The following is a 21,412-nucleotide window of genomic DNA, read 5'->3' as shown; positions in this document are numbered from 1 at the left end:
CAACAGCACTGCGACAGCACAAAGAGGTGCACCCATGAAGTTCAACCGCAAGACCTTCGCCGCCACCGGCTCGGCGCTCGCCATCGTCGCGCTGGTGACCGCCTGCGGCGGCTCGGGCCAGGTCGGTCAGAGCAACGACGCCGGCGGCCAGCCCGCGGAGAACAACAAGAAGCTCACCCTGATCCCGGGCGTGCAGGCCGAACCGTTCTACATCTCGATGCAGTGCGGTGCCGAAGCCGAAGCGAAGAAGCTCGGCTACGAACTGAACACCTCGGCCCCGCAGAAGTTCGACGCCGCGATGCAGACCGAGAAGGTCAACGCCCTCGGCTCCGCCCCACCGGCGGGCCTGCTGATCGCCCCGACCGACGACACCGCGATGCTCGCCCCCATCCAGCAGGTGAAGAACCGCGGCACCAAGATCGTCGAGGTGGACACCGCGCTGAAGGACACCGGCGTGGCCGTCTCGTCGATCTCCTCCAACAACGCCGAAGGCGGCAAGCTCGCCGCCCAGACCCTGGCCAAGCTGGTCGGCGAGAAGCCGGGCTCGGTGCTGGTGCTCGACACCATCGCCGGAACCTCCACCACCAACGCTAGGGCGAAGGGCTTCGAGGACGAACTGAAGAACTTCCCGAACCTGAAGTCGGCCGGCGTGCAGTTCACTCAGAACGAGCCGGACCAGGCGGCCTCGAAGGTGACCGCCGCCCTAGCCTCCACCCCGGACCTGGTCGGCATCTTCGCCACCAACCTGAACACCGGCGAAGGCGCCGCCACCGGCCTGCGCAACGCCGGCAAGATCGGCCAGGTCAACCTGGTCGGCTTCGACGCCAGCCCGTCCGAGGTCGAAGGCCTGCGCAAGGGCGAGTACCAGGGCCTGATCGCCCAGGACCCGGCGTCGATCGGACAGCAGGGCGTGCAGCAGGCCGTGGCCGCCCTCGAGGGCAAGCCGGTGCAGCGCACCATCACCGCCGGCCTGCACTCCATCACCAAGGAAGACATGGACGCCAACCAGCAGTACTTCTACAAGCAGCAGTGCTGACCTGACCCGCGCGGCGAGGGCACCGTCCACAATGGACGACGGTGCCCTCGCCGCCGGTTCAGCCCAGGTCGGCGAGTCGTTCCGCCAGCCAGCCGCGGGAAGCCCGCCAGAGCCCGGCTCCCAGCGAGATCCGCGCCACCCCCAGCTCCGCCAGCTGCTCCCGCTGCGGCCCACCCGGCCACAGCGTGGCGTTCACCGCCGCCGGACTGACCGCCGCCACGAACGCCCGCAGCACTTCAGGCGACCGCACCAGGATCGGATACACGCAATCCGCCCCGGCGTCGAGATACGCCCGTGCCCGCTCAACGGCCTCATTGAGCACTGCCTTCTCATCATCCGCGCCCAAGAACACATCCACCCGGGCGTTGATCACCAGTCCGTCACCGGCCGCCTCGCGAAGCGCACCGAGGAGCGCGGCCTGCTCCCCTACCGGACGAACACCACGCCCGGGGTCGGTGTCCTCGAGGTTGCAGCCCACCACACCGATGTCCAGCAGCCGCCCAGCCAGTTCCGCGGCGCTGAGCCCGTAACCCGACTCCACGTCCACGGTCACGGGCACGTCGACCACCCGCGTGATCCTTGCCGCCGCGGCGAACATCTCCGCCACCGGAGCCCCTTGACCATCCGCGTAGCCCAGGGACTCCGCGATCGCCGCGGAACTGGTGGCGACCACCGGGAACCCGGCCGTCACCACCAACTTCGCGCTGTCGGCGTCCCACACGTTCGGCAGCACCAACGGGCGCCCCGGGACGTGCAGGTCCCGGAGCTTCGCCGCCGTCATCGGGGCAACGGCTTGTGGCTCGTGACGCCCAGACGGTTCCAGGTGTTGATCAGGACCACCGCCCAGCACACCGCGCGGTACTGGTCCTCGGTCAGCACCTTGGTCGCCTGCTCGTACACGTCGTCGGGCACGTCCTGCCGCTCGGACAGCTTCGTGATGGCGTCGGTCAGCGCGAGCGCCGCCCGCTCCTGCTCGGTGTAGAGCTCGGTCTCCCACCAGGCGCCCAGCAGGTAGATCCGTCGTTCGTCCTCACCCAGCTTGCGCGCGTCGCGGCTGTGCATGTCCAGGCAGTAAGCACAGCCGTTCAGCTGCGAACCGCGGATCTTGACCAGCTCGATCAGCTTCTGGTCCAGTCCCGCGTCCGCCGCCGCCTTTTCCACTTCCGTGTGCAGGGCCAGCAGCGACTCGAAGAGGGTGGTGTTGTCAGACAGTTGGATTCGCTTCGTCACGCACATCACGCTACCGGCGACTGGTTCACCGGTATGGTCCAGTTCCATGGCGGTTCGGTGGTCCAGTTCCCAGGACATCCACCTCGACTGGCAACCGGGCTCCGGCCAGCGCGGCCTGGCCGAAGCGATCCGGCGGGCGATCCGGTCCGGCCGGCTCGAAACCGGGACCGCCCTGCCTTCGACCCGCGCGCTGGCCGAAGACCTCGGTGTCGCCAGGGGCACCGTCACCAAGGCCTACAGCCAGCTCGCGGCCGAGGGTTACCTGCGGACCAGCCAGGGAGCGCCGACCATGGTGGCCGCGATCGCCGCTCCGCAGGCTTCACCGGCCCGGCCGCGACCGGGCAACGGGGAACCAGCTGACGCCCGCTGGAGCCTGTTGCCCGGACGGCCCGATCTGGCCGCCTTCCCACGCACGGAGTGGTTGGCGGCCACCCGGAAGGTGCTGCAGCACGCACCTCCCGACGTGTTCGGCTACACCGACGACCTCGGCGCGCCCGTGCTGCGCACCGCACTCGCCAGATACCTCGCCCGCAGCCGGGGCGTGGTCGCCGAACCGGACCGGATCCTCGTGTGCGGGGGCTTCGCACAGGCCATCTCCGTGCTCGCCTCGGCCCTGCACCACCGGGGCGTGCACGAGATGGCCTTCGAGGATCCGTCCCTGCGCCACTTCCGCGACCTGGCCTCAGCCGCGGGGCAGCGCATCGCCGGGGTACCGGTGGACGAGGCCGGCCTCCGGGTGTCCGAACTGGACAGTCCGGTGGCCGTGGTGACGCCCGCCCACCAGTTCCCGCTCGGGGTCACCCTGGCCCCCGAGCGCCGGGCCGAACTCGCCAGGTGGGTGACGAGTTCGGGGGCGTTCGCCGTCGAGGACGACTACGACGGCGAGTTCCGGTTCGATCGGGAACCGGTCGGCGCCCTGCAGTCGCTCGCTCCCGAGCGCTTCATCTACGCGGGCACGGCGAGCAAGACCCTGGCGCCCGCGTTGCGCCTGGGCTGGCTCGTGCTGCCCCGTGCCCTGGTGGAACCGGTCCGCGCCGCCATGGCCGACCGCGGTTCCCGGCCTCCCGCCCTCGGCCAGCACGTCCTTGCCGAGATGCTCGACTCCGGCAAGTACGACCAGCACGTGCGCCGGCGTCGAGCGGCCTACCGCAACCGCCGGGACCGGCTGCTGTCCCTGCTGCCGCGGCCGCTGCGGCCGTCCGGGATCTCCGCGGGATTGCACCTGCTGCTCCCGCTGCCCACTGGTGGGCCAGGTGAAGCGGAGGTACTCGACCACGCACGCCGGCATTCGCTCGCGCTCGAGACACTCCGCAGCACCTGGATCTCCCCCGGCCCTCATCGGCAAGGCATCGTCGTCGGCTATGCCGCGCCGGCCGACCACGCCTTCACCCCTGCCGTCGACGCCCTGATGACCACCCTCCGGGACGCCGGCGTCAGCTCATCGGGAAGTTGACCCTCCTTCCCTGCGCCACCCACGCGCGATCACAGCGTCTTCGCTTTCCGCCATCCGGCGATCTTCTGCTCGGTGGCCGCCACCATGCCGTCGAAGATCGCGTCGCCCACCAGCAGCCGCAGCGGCGGGTCATCGGTGCCGACCACCTTCAGCACCGCCGCCGCGACCTCGGCCGGATCGCCTTCCACGAAGTCGCCGTGATCGGCCGCCAGTTCCTCGCGCACGACGTCATACGCGGGATTGGCGGCGGCGAGCTTCATGCTGGAGCCACCCCAGTCGGTCGCATAGCCACCCGGCTCGACCAGCGTCACGCGGATGCCGAACCGGCCGACCTCGTGGGCCAGCGCCTCACTCATTCCTTCCAACGCGAACTTGCTCGCCGCGTACAGACCCGCGGTGCCGAAGGTGGCCACCCCGCCGACACTGGAGATCTGCACGATGTGCCCCGAACCCTGGGCACGTAGTTGCGGGAGCACGGCCTGTGTCACCCAGAGCGCACCGAAGAAGTTGGTGTCCAGCTGCGCGCGAGCCTCTTCCTCGGTGACCTCCTCGACCGCGCCGAGCAGGCCGTAGCCCGCGTTGTTGACCACGACGTCGAGCCGGCCGAACGCCGCGATCGCCTTGCCCACCGTGTCGAAGACCGCCGTCCGGTCGTCGACGTCGAGTGGGAGCACAACGAGCCGCCCCTGATGCTCCGCGACCAGGTCGTCCAGCGCGGACGGCCGCCGCGCCGTGCCCACGACCTTGTCTCCGGCCGCCAGCGCGGCCAGCACGAACTCACGGCCGAAGCCCCGGCCGGCGCCCGTGATGAACCAGACGCGCGATGAATCCGCTCGAGTCATGCTTCTCTCCTTCTTCCTGCGAGACGAGACGTCTCGTTGCTCGGCAATCATGGATGACGAAAATCGAGCTGTCAAGACGAGACGTATCGACTCGTCTCGTGCTAGTGTCAGGTCATGAGTGAGGCACGGGGCCCGGATCCCACGCGCCGCAGTGAACGTTCGCGGACGGCGATCCTGTCCGCCGCGATCGAACTGGTGACCGAGAGTGGATACGCGAAGACCTCGATCGAAGCGATCGCCGCGCGAGCCGGTGTCGGCAAGCAGACGATCTACCGCTGGTGGCCGTCGAAGGCAGCGGTGGTCTTCGACGCGGTGCTCGACTTGACCAAGGGACAGCAGGGTTTCAGCGTGCTCGAAACCGGCGACCTGAAGGAAGACCTGAAGCAGGTTCTGCGGGCCACCGCGGAAGAACTGACCAATCCGAGGATGGACGTCTCGTTCCGGGCACTGGCGCTGGAAATCCAGTACGACGCGAACCTGGCGTCGCACTGGCGGGAGAAGATGCTCGGCCCGGCACTGGACGCCACCAAGGACCGGCTGCGCAGTGCCCAGCACAGCGGTGAGATCGATGCCGACCTCGATCTCGACGTGGCGGTGGAACTGCTCTACGGACCGCTCTACCACCGCTGGCTCCTGCAGACCGCGCCGGTTTCCGTGGAACACGCGGACGCGGTGGTCGACCTGGCCATGCGCGCGATGAGCCGGTAGCTGCGCTGTCAGCGAACTCGCCCGCGGTAGGTGAGCACGCGGCCTACCGTCAGCGGCATGGAGATGATCGAGGTCGTACCGAACCTGCACCTGCTCAGGTTCGCGGTCGGCCAGGCGTACCTGTGGCGAGACGGCGACGAACTGACGCTGGTGGACACCGGCTGGGCCGGTGAGGGAACGAAGATCGCGGAGGCGATCAGGGGACTCGGGCTCGACCGGGAGAACCTGGTTCGCATCGTGCTGACCCATTTTCACGAGGACCACGCCGGAGCGGCCGCCGAACTCCGCGCGTGGGCGGATGCTCCTGTGTTCGCGCATCGGCTGGACGCTCCGGTGATCCGCGGTGAGGTGCCGCCACCCGAACCGCGGCTCGCCGACTGGGAACGGCCGCTGTACGAGCAGGTGGCGAGCGGCAAGCTCGTGGGGCCACCGTCACCGGTGGATCACGAGCTCGACGGTGAAGAGGAGATCGATTTCGGCGGAGGCGCTCGGGTGATCTCCATTCCGGGGCACACGGAGGGCAGCATCGCCGTGTACCTGCCCCGCCATGGCGTGCTGTTCACCGGCGACACGATCGCCGAGCACGAGGGCCAGGTGATTCCCGGCGTGTTCAACCTGGACGTGGAACGGGTGCACCGCTCGCTCCGGGAACTGGCCGCGCTGGACACAGAGGTGGCTTGCTTCGGCCACGGCGCTCCGTTGACCGCGGACGCCGGGCAGGTACTGCGACGGTCGGCCGAAGCACTCGGCTGACCCAGAATGGAGGTATATCGAGACTGAGGGCGGCCGTGTCCACAAAGGATCAGGTGCGGAGGTCGTCGATCAGGCGCTCGGCCGCGGCGTAGGGGTCCAGCTCGCGGGCGGCCACGGCACCGGCCAGGTCGGCGAGCCGGCCGCCCCCGCGGAGGTCGACCAGTTCGGCGCGGAGGCGTTGCAGGGCGATCGCCTCGATCTCGCCGGCGGCGCGCGCGGCTCGGCGGCGGTCGAGTTCGCCTTCGGCGGCCAGCCAGTCGTGGTGCTCGTCGAGTGCCTTGAGCACGTCCTCGGCGCCTTCGTCACGGGAGGCGACGGTGCGCACGATGGGCTGGCGCCAGCTGGGGCCACGCAGTTCGCGGCGGCCCATCGCGATCATCTGCTTGAGTTCCCGGACGGTCGCGTCGGCGCCTTCACGGTCGGCCTTGTTCACCACGAAGACGTCCGCGATCTCGAGCACGCCGGCCTTCGCCGCCTGGATGCCGTCGCCCATGCCGGGGGCCAGCAGCACCACGGTGGTGTCGGCCAGCCGGACTACGTCCACTTCGGACTGTCCAACCCCGACGGTTTCGATCAGCACGATGTCGAAGCCGGCGGCGTCGAGCACGCGGACCGCCTGCGGGGTGGCCCAGGCGAGGCCGCCGAGGTGGCCGCGGGTGGCCATGGAGCGGATGAACACGCCGGGATCGGTGGCGTGGTCGCTCATTCGCACCCGGTCGCCGAGCAGCGCGCCGCCGGAAAACGGGGAGGACGGGTCGATGGCCAGCACGCCGACGCGTTTGCCCGCCGCGCGCAGGGCGGTGATCAGCATGGAGGTGGAAGTCGACTTGCCGACGCCCGGTGGGCCGGTGAGGCCGATGAGCCGCGCCCGGCCGGTGTGCGGGGTCAACGCGGCGGCGACCTCACGCAGCTGCGGATGGGCGTCCTCCACCAGCGAGATCAGTCTCGCGATGGCGCGGGGGACCCCATCCGCAGCACGGGCGACCAGTTCGCCGACGTCGACCTGAACGGGCAACTCAGGCCTTGGGCACCGAGAGCAGCAGCGCGTCACCCTGGCCGCCGCCACCGCACAGGGCCGCCGCGCCGAGGCCGCCGCCGCGGCGGCGCAGTTCGTGCACCAGGTGCACGACCAGCCGCGCGCCGGAGGCGCCGATCGGGTGGCCGAGTGCGATGGCACCGCCGTTGACGTTGACCATGTCGTGGTCGAGGCCGAGCTGCTTCGCCGAGACCACGCCGACGGCGGCGAAGGCTTCGTTGATCTCGACCAGGTCGAGGTCGCCGACGTCGAGCTTGGCCTTGGCCAGTGCGGCCTTGATCGCGTTGGACGGCTGCTCGTGCAGGCTCGCGTCCGGGCCGGCGACCACGCCGTGGGCGCCGATCTCGGCGAGCGGGGTCAGGCCCAGTTCCTCGGCCTTCGCGCGGCTGGCGACCACCACGGCGGCGGCACCGTCGGAGATCTGGGAGGCGGAGCCGGCGGTGATGGTGCCGTCGGCGGCGAAGGCCGGGCGCAGCTTGGCCAGGCTCTCGGCGGAGGTGTCCGCGCGCACACCCTCATCGGTGTCGAAGACGATCGGGTCCTTCTTGCGCTGCGGGATCTCGACCGGCGCGATCTCGTCGGCGAAGCGGCCGGCTTCGATCGCGGCGGCGGCGCGCTGGTGCGAACGGGCGGAAAACTCGTCCTGCTCTTCGCGGGTCAGGCCGTAGCGCTCGTTGTACTTCTCGGTCGACGAGCCCATGGCGACCTGGTCGAAGGCGCAGAAGAGACCGTCGTGCGCCATGTGGTCGAGCAGGGTGGTGTCGCCGTACTTGAAGCCGGAGCGCGACTTCGGCAGCAGGTGCGGCGCCTGGGTCATCGACTCCTGCCCACCGGCCACCACCAGGTCGAACTCACCGGCGCGGATCAGCTGGTCCGCGAGCGCGATGGCGTCGAGGCCGGACAGGCACACCTTGTTGATCGTCAGCGCGGGCACGTTCATCGGGATGCCCGCGGCCACGGCGGCCTGCCGTGCCGGGATCTGGCCGGCGCCGGCGGTGAGCACCTGGCCCATGATCGTGTACTGCACCGCTTCGGGTGAAACTCCGGCTCGCTCCAGCGCCGCCTTGATGGCGATTCCGCCGAGTTGCGCACCCGAGTAGTCCTTCAGCGAACCCAGCAGCCTGCCGATCGGGGTCCTTGCCGCGCCCAGGATTACCGAGCTGGCCTGAGTTCCGGACATGTGCAGCCTCCAAGGCGAACGACGGCGGTCCGCTCGACCATACCGGGCGGTGTGGCTTCTTGAATGAGTCAGTGTGAGCTGACGCACGACGCCTTTTCCCGGAACAGGACTTATTGTCGCTTCTCATGAATGAAGCGCTGAAGCCGTTCGTCACGACGATCGATCACGTCGGCATCGCGGTCGCCGACCTCGACGCGGCGATCGCCTTCTACGCGGAAACCTTCGGTCTCGAGGCGACGCACGTCGAGACCAATCACGATCAGGGCGTCCGCGAGGCGATGCTCCACGCCCCCGGCGATCACGACGGGCCCGCCGTGCAGTTGCTCGCGCCGCTGTACCCGGACTCGACCATCGCAAAGTTCCTCGACAAGCGCGGTCCCGGCCTCCAGCAACTCGCCTGCCGGGTGTCCAATGTGGAAGACGCGATGGAGGCGCTGCGGGCGAAGGGGCTGCGGGTCATCTACGACACCCCGCGGCCGGGTACCGCGGGCTCGCGGGTCAACTTCGTGCACCCCAAGGACGCCGGTGGCGTGCTGATCGAACTGGTGGAGCCCGCCAAGACCGAGGGCTGACCGGCTACGTGGCCGGGGCGGCCCGGAAGGTCAGCGCCCTGGCGATGAAGGTGAGTTCCCGCTCCATCTGCTCCGGCTGGTCGTCCTCGGCGTGCCGCGCGACCGAGTGCCGGTAGCTGACCGCCAAGGCGAGCAGGCCGGCCGCGCTCTCCACGTCGGTCATCGCCAGGCCACCGACGCCCGCGGCCAGGATGACCGCCTCGACCTGGCGTACGAGCACTTTGAATCGATCCTGAAGCGCGTCGCGCACGGCGTGGTGCGTGTCCGCCTCGCGCCACAGCAAGTGGGAGAGGACCTGTGAGGCGCCGAGGCGCTGGTCCAACTCGGAGACCAGCCGGCGCAGGCTCTCGGCGAGGTCACCGGGGACCACCACGCGCGAGGTCTCCACGTGCCCGTCGGGCAGCCGTTCGACCAAGGCGCTCAGCAGGTCCGTCTTGCGCTTGAAGTAGTAGTGCACCAGCCCTTTCGGCACACCCGCCTGTTCGGCGATGCGAGACGTCGGGGTGGCGTCGAAGCCGTGTTCCGCGAAGAGCGCCTCGGCGGCGGTGAGGATGCGTTCCTTGGCTGACGCGTCCTCGCCGGTTCTGCCCCGTGCCACCGAACCACCCCTTCCGCGTGTACCGGGCCCCACGGTATCCCGGCGAGGCCCGGCTCACGCGAATCGTCAGTGCTGCCCGGCCATGCGATCGTGGGCGGCGTTGGCCACCGGCAGCGCGGCCGCGCCGGCGATCATGGTCAGTCCGCCGATGATCCACGAGGACCAGGCGGCTCCGGTCAGGCCCGAGTAACCGATCACCCAGGGCGAAATGAACAGCAGCGCACCCAGCACGATCTGGATGCCCTCCCCGTAGACCAGGCTCGGCATGGCCAGTGAGACCAGGCCGTCGACGGCCACCAGCGCGCCCAGCACGATGAGCGTCCACATGGCCGCGGTATCGGTCTCCATCCACAGCGGTGTCAGCACCGCCACCACTCCGAGCACGACCTCCGCCCAGTCGTGCGGACGGGTCCACGGGCTCGTCGACATCTCGCGCACCGAGATCACCTCCGTTTGCCACTTGAACCGTGTGTCTCGCGGTCCACCTTCGATGGTGCGCCTTGGTTGGCCGGCCGGTCAAACATTCTGGGTCACGAATCCGCGTCGCCTACGCCCGTCGGGGGACTTCGGCGTGGTCGACGTCTCTTCCGGGTTGAGCCCGGCGTTACTCGCCAGTAGTTTCGAGCGGACGCGCCGACCCACGGAGGTTCGATGAGCGAGATCCAGCAGATCGCCCAAGCTGTGCTGTCCGGCGAGCCGGGTGAGGTGGCGGGGCTCGCGGTGCCGGAGAGCTACCGGGGCATGACCGTGCACGCCGACGAGGTCGACATGTTCGAGGGGCTCGAAAGCCGCGACAAGGACCCGCGCAAGTCGCTGCACCTGGACGACGTGCCCACGCCCGAACTCGGGCCCGGCGAGGCACTGGTCGCGGTGATGGCCAGCGCGATCAACTACAACACCGTCTGGACCTCGATATTCGAGCCGATACCGACGTTCAAGTTCCTGCAGCGCTACGGCAGGCTCTCGCCGCTGGCCAAGCGCCACGACCTGCCGTACCACGTCGTCGGCTCCGACCTGTCCGGTGTCGTGCTGCGGACCGGGGTCGGCGTGCACAGCTGGAAGCCCGGCGACGAGGTGGTGGCGCACTGCCTGAACGTCGAGCTGGAAAGCTCGGACGGCCACAACGACACGATGCTCGACTCGGAGCAGCGCATCTGGGGCTTCGAGACGAACTTCGGCGGCCTCGCCGAGATCGCGCTGGTGAAGGCGAACCAGCTGATGCCGAAGCCCGCGCACCTGACCTGGGAGGAAGCCGCCTCGCCGGGGCTGGTCAACTCGACCGCCTACCGCCAGTTGGTCTCGCGCAACGGCGCCGACATGAAGCAGGGCGACGTGGTGCTGATCTGGGGTGCTTCGGGCGGCCTCGGTTCGTACGCCACCCAGTTCGCGCTCAACGGCGGTGCCATCCCGGTGTGCGTGGTCTCCAGCCCGGAAAAGGCGGAGATCTGCCGCAAGATGGGTGCCGAGCTGGTCATCGACCGCAACGCCGAGGGCTACAAGTTCTGGAAGAACGAGCACGAGCAGGATCCGAAGGAATGGCAGCGTTTCGGCGCGAAGATCCGTGAGCTGACCGGTGGCGAGGACCCGGACATCGTCTTCGAGCACCCGGGCCGCGAGACCTTCGGCGCCTCGGTCTACGCCGCGCGCAAGGGCGGCACGATCGTCACCTGCGCTTCCACCTCCGGCTACCTGCACCAGTTCGACAACCGCTACCTCTGGATGAACCTCAAGCGGATCATCGGCTCGCACTTCGCGAACTACCGCGAGTCGTGGGAAGCGAACCGGTTGATCGCGAAGGGACTGATCCACCCCACGCTGTCCAAGGCCTACCCGCTCGCCGAAACCGGCCAGGCCGCGCTCGATGTGCACCGCAACGCCCACCAGGGCAAGGTGGGCGTGCTGTGCCTGGCTCCCGAGGAGGGACTGGGCGTCCGGGATCACGAGATGCGTGCGAAGCACATAGCTGCGATAAACACCTTCAGAGGTGTGTGACGCCGCGGGCTAGGGTGGACCAATGAGTCTTGGCGACGACAGGGAACTCGTCCCACTGGGAGCCGGCTTCGACCTGGAGAAGCGGGGTTACCACCGCGCCCAGGTCGATGACCATCTCGAACGGCTCGACGGTGAGCTCAAGATGCTCACCTCCGACCGCGACGCGGCGATTTCGCAGGCCGGGGACCTGGCCCGGCAGCTGGAGCTCTCGCGCAGCGAGATCGCCGAGCTTCGTGGTCAGGTCGAGCGGCTGTCGCTGCCACCCACCACCCTCGAGGGCCTGTCCGAACGTTTACAGCGCATGTTGCGGCTGGCGCAGGACGAGGCGTCGGACACGCAGGCCCGCGCCGAGGCCGAGGCCGCGCACATCCGCGCCAAGGGCGAGTCGGACGCGGCGGCGCTGCGGGCCGAGCACGAGGTGCGGCTGAAGCAGCTCGACGAGCGTCGCGAGGAGATGGAGGCCGAGCACCGCGGCGTCCTCGAGAAGGCTCGCGCCGAAGCGGACAAGATCACCCAGGCCGCCAAGGACGAGCGCGACCGCCTCGACGCCGAGGCCGAGCAGCGCCGCACGCAGGTCGAAGAGGACTTCGAGATCGCCATGGCGGCGCGGCGCACCGAGGCCATGCGGGCGCTCGCCGAGCAGGAGGCGACCAGCAAGGCCGAGGCCGAGCGCAGGCTGCGCGAAGCGACCGAAGAGGCCGCGAAGATCCGCGCGAAGGTGGCCGAGGAGGAAGCCGCGGCGAAGGCGGACATCGAACGCCGCCAGCGCGAGTCCGTCCAGGAAGCCAACAAGCGCCTGCAGGATGCGGCGAACGAGGCGAACGCGCGGCTCTCCGAAGCCGCGGACGAGGCTCGCCGCCGGGTCCGGGAGGCCACCGAGGAGGCCAACCGCCGGACCAACCACGGCCTCGAGCGCGTGGAGGCCCTGCGCAAGCTCCGCGAGAACATCGCCAACCAGGTGCAGGCGGCCCGCAAGGTGCTTTCCGAGGCCGAAGCGGTGCTGCACCAGGAAAGCGCCGCCGGTGTCCCGGTGACACCGGCCAAGCAGGCCAAACCCGTCAAGCCGGCCGGGCCGGAGAAGCCGCAGCCGCCGGGCGGCTCCGCCGAAGCGACCGTGAAACTGCCGAAGCCCACTCCCCAGCCGGCTCCGCGCAAGCCCGCCCCCGGGCAGCGTCCGGCGCAGACCCGGCAGAAGCCCTGACCCCACAGCACAGACCGATCGCAGGAGGAAGACGAATGAGCGCCTACCAGACCGTGGTCGTCGGCACGGACGGTTCCGACTCTTCGTTCGCCGCGGTGGACCGGGCGGCGGCCGTCGCCGGGGACGCCGGCGCGACCCTGGTGATCGCCTGCGCCTACTACCCCGCGGCCAAGCACGACGTGGAGAAGGCGCAGGACGTGCTGCGCGACGAGGCCTACCAGGTGGTCGGCTCCGCGCCGGCGGAGGACACGCTGCTGTCCGCGCGCGACCGCGCCACCAAGGCGGGGGCGACGAAGATCGAGACCGTCGCGATGGTCGGCGAGCCGGTGGAAATGCTGCGCAAGGTCGTCTCGCAGCATTCCGCGGACCTGCTGGTGGTCGGCAACCGCGGGCTGAACACGCTCGCCGGGCGGATCCTGGGCTCGGTGCCGTCGGAAGTGGCCCGCAAGTCGGGCGTGGACGTGCTCATCGTGCACACCACCTGAGGTGCCGACGGAGCGGGACGACAACGGCGAGCTGCAGCAGCGCCTGGAGAAGGTGCTGCTCGGCGGCCGGCGCCGGTACACCCGGCTGCAGGTGGTCGAGAAGGCGGGCGTGCCCGAAGACCGGGCGCGCCGGCTGTGGCGCGCGCTCGGCTTCGCCACCGTCGAAGACGACGAGGTGGTCTTCACCGACGCCGACGTCGAGGCCATGCGCACCGCGGACAACCTGATCCGGGCCGGGCTGGTCGACGCCCGCGTGGAGACCGCGGTGACCAGGGCGCTGGGCCAGCACCTGTCGCGGCTGGCCGAGTGGCAGGTCCACATGCTGTGGGAGCTGATCACCGCCAACCCGGACCTCGGCCGGAACGAACGCCAGATCGCGCGCCTGGTGGACCGGCTGCTCCCGGAGCTGGAACGCGTGCAGAACTACGTCTGGCGCCGCCACCTCGCCGCGTACGCCGGGCGTGCGCTGGCGTCCCCCGAAGAGGACCTGGAGGCGCGCAGCCAGGTCGTCGGCTTCGTCGACATGGTCGGGTTCACCAGGCTGACCCGGCGGATCGACGAGACCGAACTCGACGGCATCCTGGACGCCTTCGAGACGGTCGCCTCCGAGGTGATCGCCGAGCACCACGGCCGGATCGTGAAGATGATCGGCGACGAGGTGCTGTTCGTCGCCGACACCGCGGCCGACGCCGCCGAGATCGCGCTGACGCTCAACGAACGCGTCGAAGCCGACACCACGTTGCCCTCCGTGCGCGCCGGTCTGGCCGCGGGCCGGATCCTGAGCCGTTTCGGTGACGTCTACGGATCGGTGGTCAACCTCGCCGCGCGGCTGACTTCGGTGGCCAAGCCGGGCACGATCGTGGTCGACCGCGAACTGGCCGCGAACCTGTCCGGGATGCCAGCCTATGAATTGCGCTCACGACGCGCGGTTTCCGTCCGCGGGTACAGCAGGCTGAAGCCCTGCTCGTTACGCCGTGCGCGTGAACGGCCTGGCAACCGCTTCGAGAGCAGCCAGCAACTGGCCGCGGAGATGCTTGGCCTGCGACAAGCCCGTGCGGAAGGCCCCGACAACGAGGTCGGACCGGATTTTTCCGGCTACCGCCCGTAGCCGAAAAGGGTGCGCTAAGTATCCCCCGAATTTCTTATTTCGCCTGCGTCCGAGCACGCGTAGAGTGACTCCGCGCACTCAAACGGACACTCTCAGCTCTCATCCTGTTGAGTTAGCCCATTCCCTGAGGAGGTGACCCCTGTGCGCGCCGACCCCGGCTCGGACCGGAAGCGGACGCGGACCCCGCTCCAGGAGATCTTCTGGACGCGGACGAGCCTGCTCCTGCTGGTCCTGGTCGTGGTCTCGATCACCTGCCTGTTCCTGGCCAGCGGCATGGCGCCGGGCAACGGCAAGAACTTCGTCACCTCGGTCGGCACCGGCACGATGATCTCCGCGGTGGTCGGCTTCGGGCAGACGCTGATCACGGCGGCGGCCTCGCAGCGGGCGCTGGTGGCGCCGGTGATCGAGGAGAGCAAACGGGCACTGGAGAAGCTCGCCGCCGAATACCGGTCGCTGAACAAGGAGTTCTTCCCCACCGACGTCTTCGAAGCGACCCCCGACCCGGACCCCAAGTTCAACGAGCTGATGATGCGGGACCTCGCGGGCAGCAGGCAGTACTTCTTCCGCGGCTTCTCCGGCCGGTTCGCCGCCGCCAGGTTGCTGCTCTCCCACGCCGAGTGGGAGATGCGGGCGGTGCTGGCCGACCCCAGCGACGCCACCACGATCAGCGGCCGGGCCCGCTACCTCCTGCGCCAGGAGGGCCCCGAAGCGGACTACGACGCGATCCAGCGGCGGCTGCAGGACGAGATGGGCATGGGGCTGGTCGGGTTGTTCCTGGCCAGGAGCCGGTGCACGCGGATCGACATCACCGTGGTCACCGATCCCCCGCTCGACCGGCTGGAGATCTTCGACGACTGCGTGTGGGTCACGCTGTACAGCGACGTCGGGCCGGTCAGCACGCTGTACCCGCGGACCCTCCGCTTCACCGAGGGTTCGTTCGTCTACAACATGGAACGTGCCGAGTTCCTCCGGCTCGGCGGTGGCCGGAACGGCAGGCACTTCCAGATCACCCCGGAGACCACCCGGGCAGATTTCATCGCGCTGTTCGGCAAGGCCACCGGACGACCGTTGTCCGAGGAGCAGTTCAGTGAGCTGGAGGGCCGCTTCCGGTCCTTTTCCCAGGAATTCTCCACCGCCGCTGGACTGAGGAGCTGATAGATGGTGTTGACCCGCACATGCCCACTCGCCGAGCTGGCCATCGACGTGGCTGCTCGCCGGGCCGGCTCCGACGACTGGCGGGCGCTCGCGGAGCCGTTCCAGCGCTGGGCCGCGCGGCCCGGCCTGCGGGCCGAACTGCGTGCGCACATCCAGTCGCTGCCGCCGGAGCCCGCGAGCGCGATGATCCGGCGGTCCAGGGAAACGACCACGCACTTCGCCTGGTGCCTGCGGGACGAGCGCGACGAACCGTTCTCGTTCTGGCTGCACGAATACAAACCGCAACGCGATTGGCGGCACGGCTACGCCGATTCGGTGCACAACCACCGGTACCACTTCTGGACCACCATTCTGCGCGGGAACTACCTGCACGAGCGTTATTCCGCGACGGTGGACGCGGCCAGCGGACTGATCACTTCGGCCGAGTTGATCCACGGTGACGACTACCCGGCCGGCACCACCGGGGTGCTGCTGGCGGACGAGTTCCACCGCATCCCGAAAGCCGCTGACAACACGATGACCTTCTTGGTGAAATCACGACCAGTGAGCGAATGGAGCGTTTCCTTTGACCCATTGACCCGAACGAGTCATCGTCACGTCCCCGTAGAGACCCGTTTGGGGGAGCTTCTGGAACGAATCTGAAGTCAAGGCCTGCGCGTTAGCGATTACCATCACTCCACTCGGCTGCCAAACCCAGCCGGTTCGGAGGGGATCGATAATGCGCGTCCACCAAACCGTTGTCCACGCATCCTTCAACACCGTGCCCGCGGCGGCGATCCACGCCGTCGAGCAGGCCGTCCGCCGACTCTGCCTGCGTCACGCCGAGCGGCTGCCGTTCCACGGCTGGCACCACGTCAGCTTCGTCCGGTCGAAAGCCGTCGGGTTCGCTCGGCGCAACGGCGCCGACGTGAGCCTCGTCGAGACCGCCGCGCTGGTGCACGACGTCAACTACCTGGTCCGCCGCAACTCACCCGCCGCCGAAGGCAGTGGGCTGCGGATGCAGATGCTCGCCGACGCCGGAGTACCGCTGGGTGCGGCCCAGCGGATCGACGTGCTGATCGACGAGGCCGAAATGGCCAACCGCGGACCGGACATCTCACTCGAAGCGCAGGCGCTCAGCGACGCGGACACGCTGTTCAAAGCGCTGCCCGTGACGCCGGTCGTACTGGCGCACAAGTACCTCCGCGAGAACGGGCTCAGCCTGCGCGAACTGGCGAACAAGATCGTCGGTGAGCAGCGGGACGTGCACGACGAGGGTTACTACTTCTACAACGCCGAAGCCGCCGCCGAGTACTCGCGCTGGGCGCTGGCGAACTTGGAGTTGTGGCAGTGCATCAAGGAAGCCGTGGACGACCCGGCGGTCGAGGAACTGCTCGACGCGGTCGACGAGGTCGACGCGGCCGCTTCCTGACCCGGTCTACCGCCCGACAGGGTCGATTCGGGTGTGGATGCGTGAATTTCATTCACACACGATGATGAACTCACTGGTCCCCGGTCCCGCCATTCGGACGTTTCTTGGCCCCGCACGGCTGAATTCGGTCCACGGATAACCCGGCACCACTATTGTGGCCGTGCAGGGGCCGTCGAATGGAATCTGATTGGAGTCATGGTGCCGGACAAGGGCGTGGCGAACCGGGTCGGGACCCGGGTCGTCAGTAGGGAACCGCAGCCCCAGGGCGTCACCGCGCTGGGGAAGGACCTGCGGACCAGGGTCTCCAGCGACACCTACGAGGCAACCGAAAAGATTGCCCGGAAACGCGGCGTGAGTATGGCGCATATCGTACGCCAGGCAGTGGAGAATTACCTGGAGAAGGCTCGGTGACACACTGATGCGTTCGATGTCACAGTGGCCATCGAACGCATCAATTAATTGAATGTTGAATCAGCGGCCGTCCGGGAGCACGGCGTACTGGCGGACGTAGAGGTCGGTGTAGGTGACCGGGCCGCGCGGGCCGGGCACCTTGTCCAGGTTGATCCCGGTTTCCGGGACCCCGCGCAGCTTGAAGCCGTCGAGCAGGCGCGTGGGGGCGTTCCAGAAGACGCCCGTGCCGGTGTAGCCGTCGAAGAAGGCTTCGGCGGTGCCGGCGTTCTCGGTGGCGATGCCGGCGGCGAGTCCGGAGGTCTGCTCGTTGGCGATCCGGGTGGCCTCCTCGACCCCGGACACGGTCGACACGGTGACAGTGGCCTCGCGGTCGGAGTCCAGCGCCCATTCGTAGCCGATGGCGTGCTCGTGCGGCGGCAGGGACGCGGTGACCCCGCGACCGGCCAGCGCTTCGCTGACCACGGGCCACGCCTTGTCGTGGATGTTCGCGTCGATGAGCAGCAGGTTCAGCCGGTTGCACACGCCGAGCCGGTCCAGGCTGCCCGTGACGAGGTCGCGCACCTTCTCCAGGTCGGCGTCCGCGTCGACGAAGAGCACGCCACCGCCGTCGGCGTGGGCGAGCGTGCGCACGCCGTGCTGAGCGGCTTCGGTGGCGAGCGCGCGGGTGCTGTCGCCGCTCCCCCGCAGGATGACGAGCGGGATCAGGTCGGGCTGCGCGACCAGCGCAGCCGCCGCGTGGCGCTCGGCGCGCGGTACGAGCTGCACGGCGTCGCGGTCGATGCCGGCGTCGGCCAGCGCGGGTGCGATCACCGTTTCGAGCAGCCGCTGAGCGGAACCGAGCGCGGCGGAACCGGTGCGCAGGACACCGGCGTTGCGCGACTTGACCAGCTGGGAGGCCACGTCCACGGTCACGTTCGGGCGGGCTTCGTAGTTCGCGCCGATGACGCCGACCGGGCGCCTGCGCTCCACCAGCCGGAGCCCACCCTCCAAAGTGGACAGCGGGAGGACGCGCTCGGGGTGCGGCGCGGCGGCCAGCAGGCGCAGCTGCTCGGCCATGCCGGTGAGCCGCTCTTCGGTGATCGTCAGGCGGTCGAGCAGACCGGCGCTCATGCCCTCTTCGCGGGCCTTGGTCACGTCGGCGGTGTTGGCCTCGAGCACGGCGTCACGGTTGGACAGCAGGCGCTCGGCCATGCCGGTGAGGGCGGCGTCGATCGCTTCATCCGGCGCGGCGGCCAGCGACGGCGCGGCCCGCTTCGCCGCACGCGCGCACTCTTCGACTGCCTTGGCCACCTCATCGCTCACGACAAATCCCTCCGGACATCCGAATAGAGGTGTCCAGTTTGCCCCACGCGTGAACTCAGCTGAGCACGGGTTCGAGCAGCCAGCTCCCGCCGAGGAACAGGCTGCCGAAGGCGAGCACACCGAGCACGAGCAGCCACAACGCCACCGGGACGCCGGTGAGGCGGGCCAGCTGATCGACATCGGAGTCGCGGGCCGCGCCGCGGCGGCGCTTGGACTGGAGTTCGAAGACCGGCCGAACGCCACCGAGCAGGAGGAACCAGGTGATCGCGTAGACGCAGACGGCCTGCACCCCGGGCGGAGCCAGCAGTGCGACGGCGCCGAGGCCGATCGCCGCGGCGACCACCGAGAAGGCGCCGTACACGTTGCGGATCATCACCAGCACGCCCAGGAGCAGGAGCGCGGCGAGGCCGAGCAGGATCGAGATGCGATCGGCGGCGATCAGCGCGGCGAAGGCGAGGCCGAGGAGCGCGGGCGCGGGGTAACCGGCGAGGGCGGTGAGGACCATGCCCGGGCCGGTGGGCTTGCCGCGGGAGACGGTGACGCCAGAGGTGTCCGAGTGCAGCCGGATGCCCTGGAGGCGCCGCCCGACCAGCACCGCCGCGAAGGCGTGCCCGGCCTCGTGGACGATCGTCACCAGATTGCGGGCGAGGCGCCACGGGGTGCCCGAGACCACCAGGAGCAGCGCGACCGCGCCGGTGATCAACGCCACCAGGCCAGGCGGATCCGGCTGGGCGTCGAAGAGTCCCCAGAGCCCGTCGGTATCGGCCACGTTCACGGGCACACCTCAGCACACGGGGAGTTGGATCGGTGTGACGGGGGCTGGAAGCGGTTCGGTCGGAAGTCAGGCAGTGGCGGCTCCGGGGGCGCGGCGGGCGGCGGAGGCGCGGAAGAGGAAGGCGACCCAGCTTCGGTACGGGCGCCACGCGTCGGCGAGGTGGGCGAGGGCTGGGACATCGTCGGCGTCGACGGCGTAGGCGTGGGCCATTTCCTGGTGCAGGCGGCGTTCGTGGCGGGGGAAGACGTCGGGGTGGCCGACGCCCCGGATGAGGATCAGTTCGGCGGAGAAGGGGCCGATGCCGGGGAGTTTCTGCAGGCGGGTGAGGGCTTCTTCGGCGGGTAGGGCCCGTAGGCGCGCGGCGTCCAGCTGGCCCTCTTCGGCGGCGCCGGTGAGGATGCGCAGTTGCTTCACCTTTGTCTCCGGCAGGCCCAGTGGACGCTCCAGCGATCGCAGGGCTTCCGGGGCGGGGAACGAGCAGATCGAGTGGCCGTCGACCGTGCGGCGGTGGCCGTGGCGCTCGGCGATCCGCCGCTTGATGCCCGCCGCCTGCACCGTACGGAGGCGCTGGCCGATGATCGCCCAGCAGGCCGCCTCGTAGGGCGAGTGGAACAGCACCGGGCGCAGGCCCGGGGCGGCGGCGGCCAGGCGAGCGGCGATCTTGTCGCGGCGGACCGACTCGAGGAACGCGGTGGTGTCGAAATCGAGGGAGAGGATGCGTTCGGCTTGGCGGCAGGCTTCGGCGGCCGACTCGCCGTCGGCTTCCAGTTCGACGACGCCGTCGGCGTGCTGGCGGGCGACCACGCCGGCGGGCCGCCAGCAGCCGTCCACCGGGAAGGCCAGGCGCAGGGTGCCCGGCTCCCCCGCCGCGTCGGGGCGCCCGGCGGGCACGAAGCCTTCCAGGAACCGCATCGAGGCCCGCAGGTCGAACGGGCCGCGTGGAGTGATCTTCGCGGTCGCACCAGGGCGCCAGCGGGTGATCGGCGACATCGGTACCTCCCCTTCCTCGCCGATGCCGACGCTAGCGCGCACCCCCGACAGTTCCGCGCGGAAAACCGGTTGCGCACGCTGTTAGCTTCGTGGCCATGGGAGCTTTGTACATCTGCTGCGCAGCGATCGCCCGGCCTCGGCCGCGGCGCGCCTGACGCGGCGGCCATCTCTCTTCACTGAGCACCAGGCGCTGATCACCCGCGCCTGATCGTCCGCGCGACCCCACTTCCGGTCGCCGCGTCTCGACGTCCTCGCGTGCCCTCGCACGCCTTCCTTCGTCTTGACGTGGAGCGACCATGCCCGCCAACGGGTTCTGCCATCCTGCCCGGAAACACCCCGCCCCCAACCCCTCCGGCGTCCACTTCCTCGCCGCGCCCCGGATCGCCGACGAACTGGTCCGCTCGGCGAAGATCACGCCGTCGGATCTGGTGGTCGACTTCGGCGCGGGCCTCGGTGCGATCACCGCGCCGCTGGCCCGGACCGGCGCCGAAATCCTTGCCGTGGAACGGGATCCCGAGTTCGCCGACAGGCTGCGCGACCGGCTCGCCGACTCCGGCAACGTCCGGGTCATCCCGGCCGACGCACGTACCTTTTCCCTGCCCCGCAGGAGATTCACCGTCGTGGCGAGCATCCCGTACGCGGTGTCCACCGCCCTCATGCGGCGGCTGCTCAGCCCGACCGCCTCGGCGCTGGACCGGGCCGCGCTGATCGTCGAATGGGGCTTCGCGAAACGACTCAGCGCCGCCACCCCGCGCGACCTCGAAATCGCCTGGTGGGCCGCGAGGTTCGAGCTGCGGCTGGTGCGGCGCATCCCGGCCAGGCACTTCAGCCCGGCCCCGAAGGTGGACTCGGCCCACCTCACCGTCCGGCGGCGCGGCAAGCCGGACAAGCTCGCCGACCGAGCACTGTGGACACTCCTGCAGGCGGCCTACCGGACCCCGCGCGCACCGGCGCGGACCGCCGTCGCCTTCCTCGGGCGCAAGCCCCACCGCCTGCTCAAGGTGAACGGCATCGATCCCGAGCGCCCGGCGGCGACCGTGCCGCCGTCCGACTGGGCCGCGTTGGCGCGGCACCTCGCCGCCGACCGCAGCCTGCACTGGCCCCCGCTGCCGAAGGCTTTGCGCGGCGACGGTCGTTGACATACTGTCGGTATCCCAACTCACCCGGGAGACCG

At 69.6% G+C, this 21,412-nt stretch carries 24 protein-coding genes; 14 read left to right on the top strand and 10 right to left on the bottom strand.

The features are described 5' to 3' along the window. The first annotated feature begins 34 nt into the window (after nucleotides 1-34). Nucleotides 35-1,036: an ABC transporter substrate-binding protein gene (locus L3Q67_RS18665; protein ID WP_499190694.1), complete on the top strand. Its 1,002-nt coding sequence runs from the start codon at nucleotides 35-37 to the stop codon at nucleotides 1,034-1,036. A 58-nt stretch (nucleotides 1,037-1,094) separates the two neighbouring features. On the opposite strand, the gene L3Q67_RS18660 is transcribed toward L3Q67_RS18665, so the two are convergent. Further along, nucleotides 1,095-1,817 (bottom strand): isocitrate lyase/PEP mutase family protein, encoded by a 723-nt coding sequence (locus tag L3Q67_RS18660; protein ID WP_499190693.1) that lies wholly within the window; start codon nucleotides 1,815-1,817, stop codon nucleotides 1,095-1,097. Then, nucleotides 1,814-2,272: a carboxymuconolactone decarboxylase family protein gene (locus tag L3Q67_RS18655; RefSeq protein ID WP_499191574.1), complete on the bottom strand. Its 459-nt coding sequence runs from the start codon at nucleotides 2,270-2,272 to the stop codon at nucleotides 1,814-1,816. Before L3Q67_RS18655 ends, L3Q67_RS18660 begins: the two co-directional genes overlap by 4 nt. Before the next feature lie 40 nt (nucleotides 2,273-2,312). Here L3Q67_RS18655 and pdxR point away from each other — a divergent pair, with 40 nt between their 5' ends. After that, nucleotides 2,313-3,719 (top strand): aminotransferase-like domain-containing protein, encoded by a 1,407-nt coding sequence (gene pdxR / locus L3Q67_RS18650; protein ID WP_499190692.1) that lies wholly within the window; start codon nucleotides 2,313-2,315, stop codon nucleotides 3,717-3,719. 29 nt (nucleotides 3,720-3,748) lie between these two features. Here pdxR and L3Q67_RS18645 read toward each other — a convergent pair whose 3' ends face one another. Next, nucleotides 3,749-4,561 carry an SDR family oxidoreductase gene (locus L3Q67_RS18645; protein ID WP_499190691.1) on the bottom strand — a complete coding sequence of 271 codons (813 nt, stop codon included), beginning with the start codon at nucleotides 4,559-4,561 and terminating at the stop codon, nucleotides 3,749-3,751. A gap of 114 nt (nucleotides 4,562-4,675) precedes the next feature. On the opposite strand from L3Q67_RS18645, the gene L3Q67_RS18640 reads away from it, so the two are divergent. Continuing rightward, nucleotides 4,676-5,269 carry a TetR/AcrR family transcriptional regulator gene (locus L3Q67_RS18640; RefSeq protein ID WP_209670192.1) on the top strand — a complete coding sequence of 198 codons (594 nt, stop codon included), beginning with the start codon at nucleotides 4,676-4,678 and terminating at the stop codon, nucleotides 5,267-5,269. Nucleotides 5,270-5,326: 57 nt separating this feature from the next. Then, on the top strand, nucleotides 5,327-6,022 hold the full coding sequence (locus L3Q67_RS18635) for an MBL fold metallo-hydrolase (protein WP_499190690.1): 696 nt from the start codon (nucleotides 5,327-5,329) through the stop codon (nucleotides 6,020-6,022). Nucleotides 6,023-6,071: 49 nt separating this feature from the next. Here the strand turns inward: L3Q67_RS18635 and meaB are convergent, their stop codons facing one another. Together meaB and L3Q67_RS18625 are read right to left on the bottom strand one after the other, a co-directional pair. After that, nucleotides 6,072-7,037 carry an ArgK/MeaB family GTPase gene (gene meaB / locus L3Q67_RS18630; RefSeq protein ID WP_499190689.1) on the bottom strand — a complete coding sequence of 322 codons (966 nt, stop codon included), beginning with the start codon at nucleotides 7,035-7,037 and terminating at the stop codon, nucleotides 6,072-6,074. A gap of 1 nt (nucleotide 7,038) precedes the next feature. After that, on the bottom strand, nucleotides 7,039-8,238 hold the full coding sequence (locus tag L3Q67_RS18625) for an acetyl-CoA C-acetyltransferase (RefSeq protein ID WP_499190688.1): 1,200 nt from the start codon (nucleotides 8,236-8,238) through the stop codon (nucleotides 7,039-7,041). Between the two features lie 125 nt (nucleotides 8,239-8,363). On the opposite strand from L3Q67_RS18625, the gene mce reads away from it, so the two are divergent. Then, nucleotides 8,364-8,810 (top strand): methylmalonyl-CoA epimerase, encoded by a 447-nt coding sequence (mce, locus tag L3Q67_RS18620; protein ID WP_209670200.1) that lies wholly within the window; start codon nucleotides 8,364-8,366, stop codon nucleotides 8,808-8,810. Between the two features lie 4 nt (nucleotides 8,811-8,814). On the opposite strand, the gene L3Q67_RS18615 is transcribed toward mce, so the two are convergent. Both L3Q67_RS18615 and L3Q67_RS18610 read right to left on the bottom strand, forming a co-directional pair. After that, the gene (locus L3Q67_RS18615) at nucleotides 8,815-9,408 is read right to left on the bottom strand and encodes a TetR/AcrR family transcriptional regulator (RefSeq protein WP_499190687.1); all 594 of its coding nucleotides are present in this window, start codon (nucleotides 9,406-9,408) and stop codon (nucleotides 8,815-8,817) included. Between the two features lie 66 nt (nucleotides 9,409-9,474). After that, the gene (locus tag L3Q67_RS18610; RefSeq protein ID WP_499191573.1) at nucleotides 9,475-9,837 is read right to left on the bottom strand and encodes an SPW repeat protein; all 363 of its coding nucleotides are present in this window, start codon (nucleotides 9,835-9,837) and stop codon (nucleotides 9,475-9,477) included. 222 nt (nucleotides 9,838-10,059) lie between these two features. Here L3Q67_RS18610 and ccrA point away from each other — a divergent pair, with 222 nt between their 5' ends. From ccrA to L3Q67_RS18570, 8 genes are all read left to right on the top strand, one after another. After that, nucleotides 10,060-11,400 (top strand): crotonyl-CoA carboxylase/reductase, encoded by a 1,341-nt coding sequence (gene ccrA / locus L3Q67_RS18605; protein ID WP_499190686.1) that lies wholly within the window; start codon nucleotides 10,060-10,062, stop codon nucleotides 11,398-11,400. A 22-nt stretch (nucleotides 11,401-11,422) separates the two neighbouring features. Further along, nucleotides 11,423-12,601 (top strand): coiled-coil domain-containing protein, encoded by a 1,179-nt coding sequence (locus tag L3Q67_RS18600; protein WP_499190685.1) that lies wholly within the window; start codon nucleotides 11,423-11,425, stop codon nucleotides 12,599-12,601. 35 nt (nucleotides 12,602-12,636) lie between these two features. Beyond that, a complete protein-coding gene (locus L3Q67_RS18595; RefSeq protein ID WP_499190684.1) occupies nucleotides 12,637-13,086 on the top strand; it encodes a universal stress protein in 450 nt (149 codons plus the stop codon). Between the two features lies 1 nt (nucleotide 13,087). Then, nucleotides 13,088-14,194 (top strand): adenylate/guanylate cyclase domain-containing protein, encoded by a 1,107-nt coding sequence (locus L3Q67_RS18590; protein WP_499190683.1) that lies wholly within the window; start codon nucleotides 13,088-13,090, stop codon nucleotides 14,192-14,194. 216 nt (nucleotides 14,195-14,410) lie between these two features. Then, complete coding sequence (locus tag L3Q67_RS18585; protein ID WP_245371669.1) at nucleotides 14,411-15,349, top strand: hypothetical protein; 939 nt, start codon at nucleotides 14,411-14,413, stop codon at nucleotides 15,347-15,349. Nucleotides 15,350-15,355: 6 nt separating this feature from the next. After that, on the top strand, nucleotides 15,356-15,991 hold the full coding sequence (locus L3Q67_RS18580) for a hypothetical protein (protein WP_499191572.1): 636 nt from the start codon (nucleotides 15,356-15,358) through the stop codon (nucleotides 15,989-15,991). 76 nt (nucleotides 15,992-16,067) lie between these two features. Next, nucleotides 16,068-16,760, top strand: a complete 693-nt coding sequence (locus L3Q67_RS18575) for an HD domain-containing protein (RefSeq protein WP_499190682.1) — start codon at nucleotides 16,068-16,070, stop codon at nucleotides 16,758-16,760. A 195-nt stretch (nucleotides 16,761-16,955) separates the two neighbouring features. Continuing rightward, a complete protein-coding gene (locus L3Q67_RS18570; protein WP_499190681.1) occupies nucleotides 16,956-17,171 on the top strand; it encodes a ribbon-helix-helix domain-containing protein in 216 nt (71 codons plus the stop codon). Nucleotides 17,172-17,231: 60 nt separating this feature from the next. On the opposite strand, the gene L3Q67_RS18565 is transcribed toward L3Q67_RS18570, so the two are convergent. From L3Q67_RS18565 to L3Q67_RS18555, 3 genes are all read right to left on the bottom strand, one after another. Beyond that, nucleotides 17,232-18,473, bottom strand: coding sequence for an aldehyde dehydrogenase family protein (locus L3Q67_RS18565; RefSeq protein ID WP_499190680.1), 1,242 nt, complete (start codon nucleotides 18,471-18,473; stop codon nucleotides 17,232-17,234). Nucleotides 18,474-18,528: 55 nt separating this feature from the next. Continuing rightward, on the bottom strand, nucleotides 18,529-19,248 hold the full coding sequence (locus L3Q67_RS18560; RefSeq protein WP_499190679.1) for a M50 family metallopeptidase: 720 nt from the start codon (nucleotides 19,246-19,248) through the stop codon (nucleotides 18,529-18,531). A gap of 66 nt (nucleotides 19,249-19,314) precedes the next feature. Beyond that, nucleotides 19,315-20,238, bottom strand: coding sequence for a DNA-3-methyladenine glycosylase family protein (locus L3Q67_RS18555; RefSeq protein WP_499190678.1), 924 nt, complete (start codon nucleotides 20,236-20,238; stop codon nucleotides 19,315-19,317). A gap of 296 nt (nucleotides 20,239-20,534) precedes the next feature. On the opposite strand from L3Q67_RS18555, the gene L3Q67_RS18550 reads away from it, so the two are divergent. Next, the gene (locus tag L3Q67_RS18550) at nucleotides 20,535-21,377 is read left to right on the top strand and encodes a ribosomal RNA small subunit methyltransferase A (RefSeq protein WP_499190677.1); all 843 of its coding nucleotides are present in this window, start codon (nucleotides 20,535-20,537) and stop codon (nucleotides 21,375-21,377) included. The last annotated feature ends 35 nt before the right edge of the window (nucleotides 21,378-21,412 follow it).

Source organism: Saccharothrix sp. AJ9571 (assembly GCF_021725495.1).
Taxonomy (GTDB): Bacteria; Actinomycetota; Actinomycetes; order Mycobacteriales; family Pseudonocardiaceae; genus Amycolatopsis; species Amycolatopsis magusensis.
The sequence above is the reverse complement of the archived record's forward strand: the minus strand, read 5'-3'. Positions and strand labels throughout refer to the sequence as shown.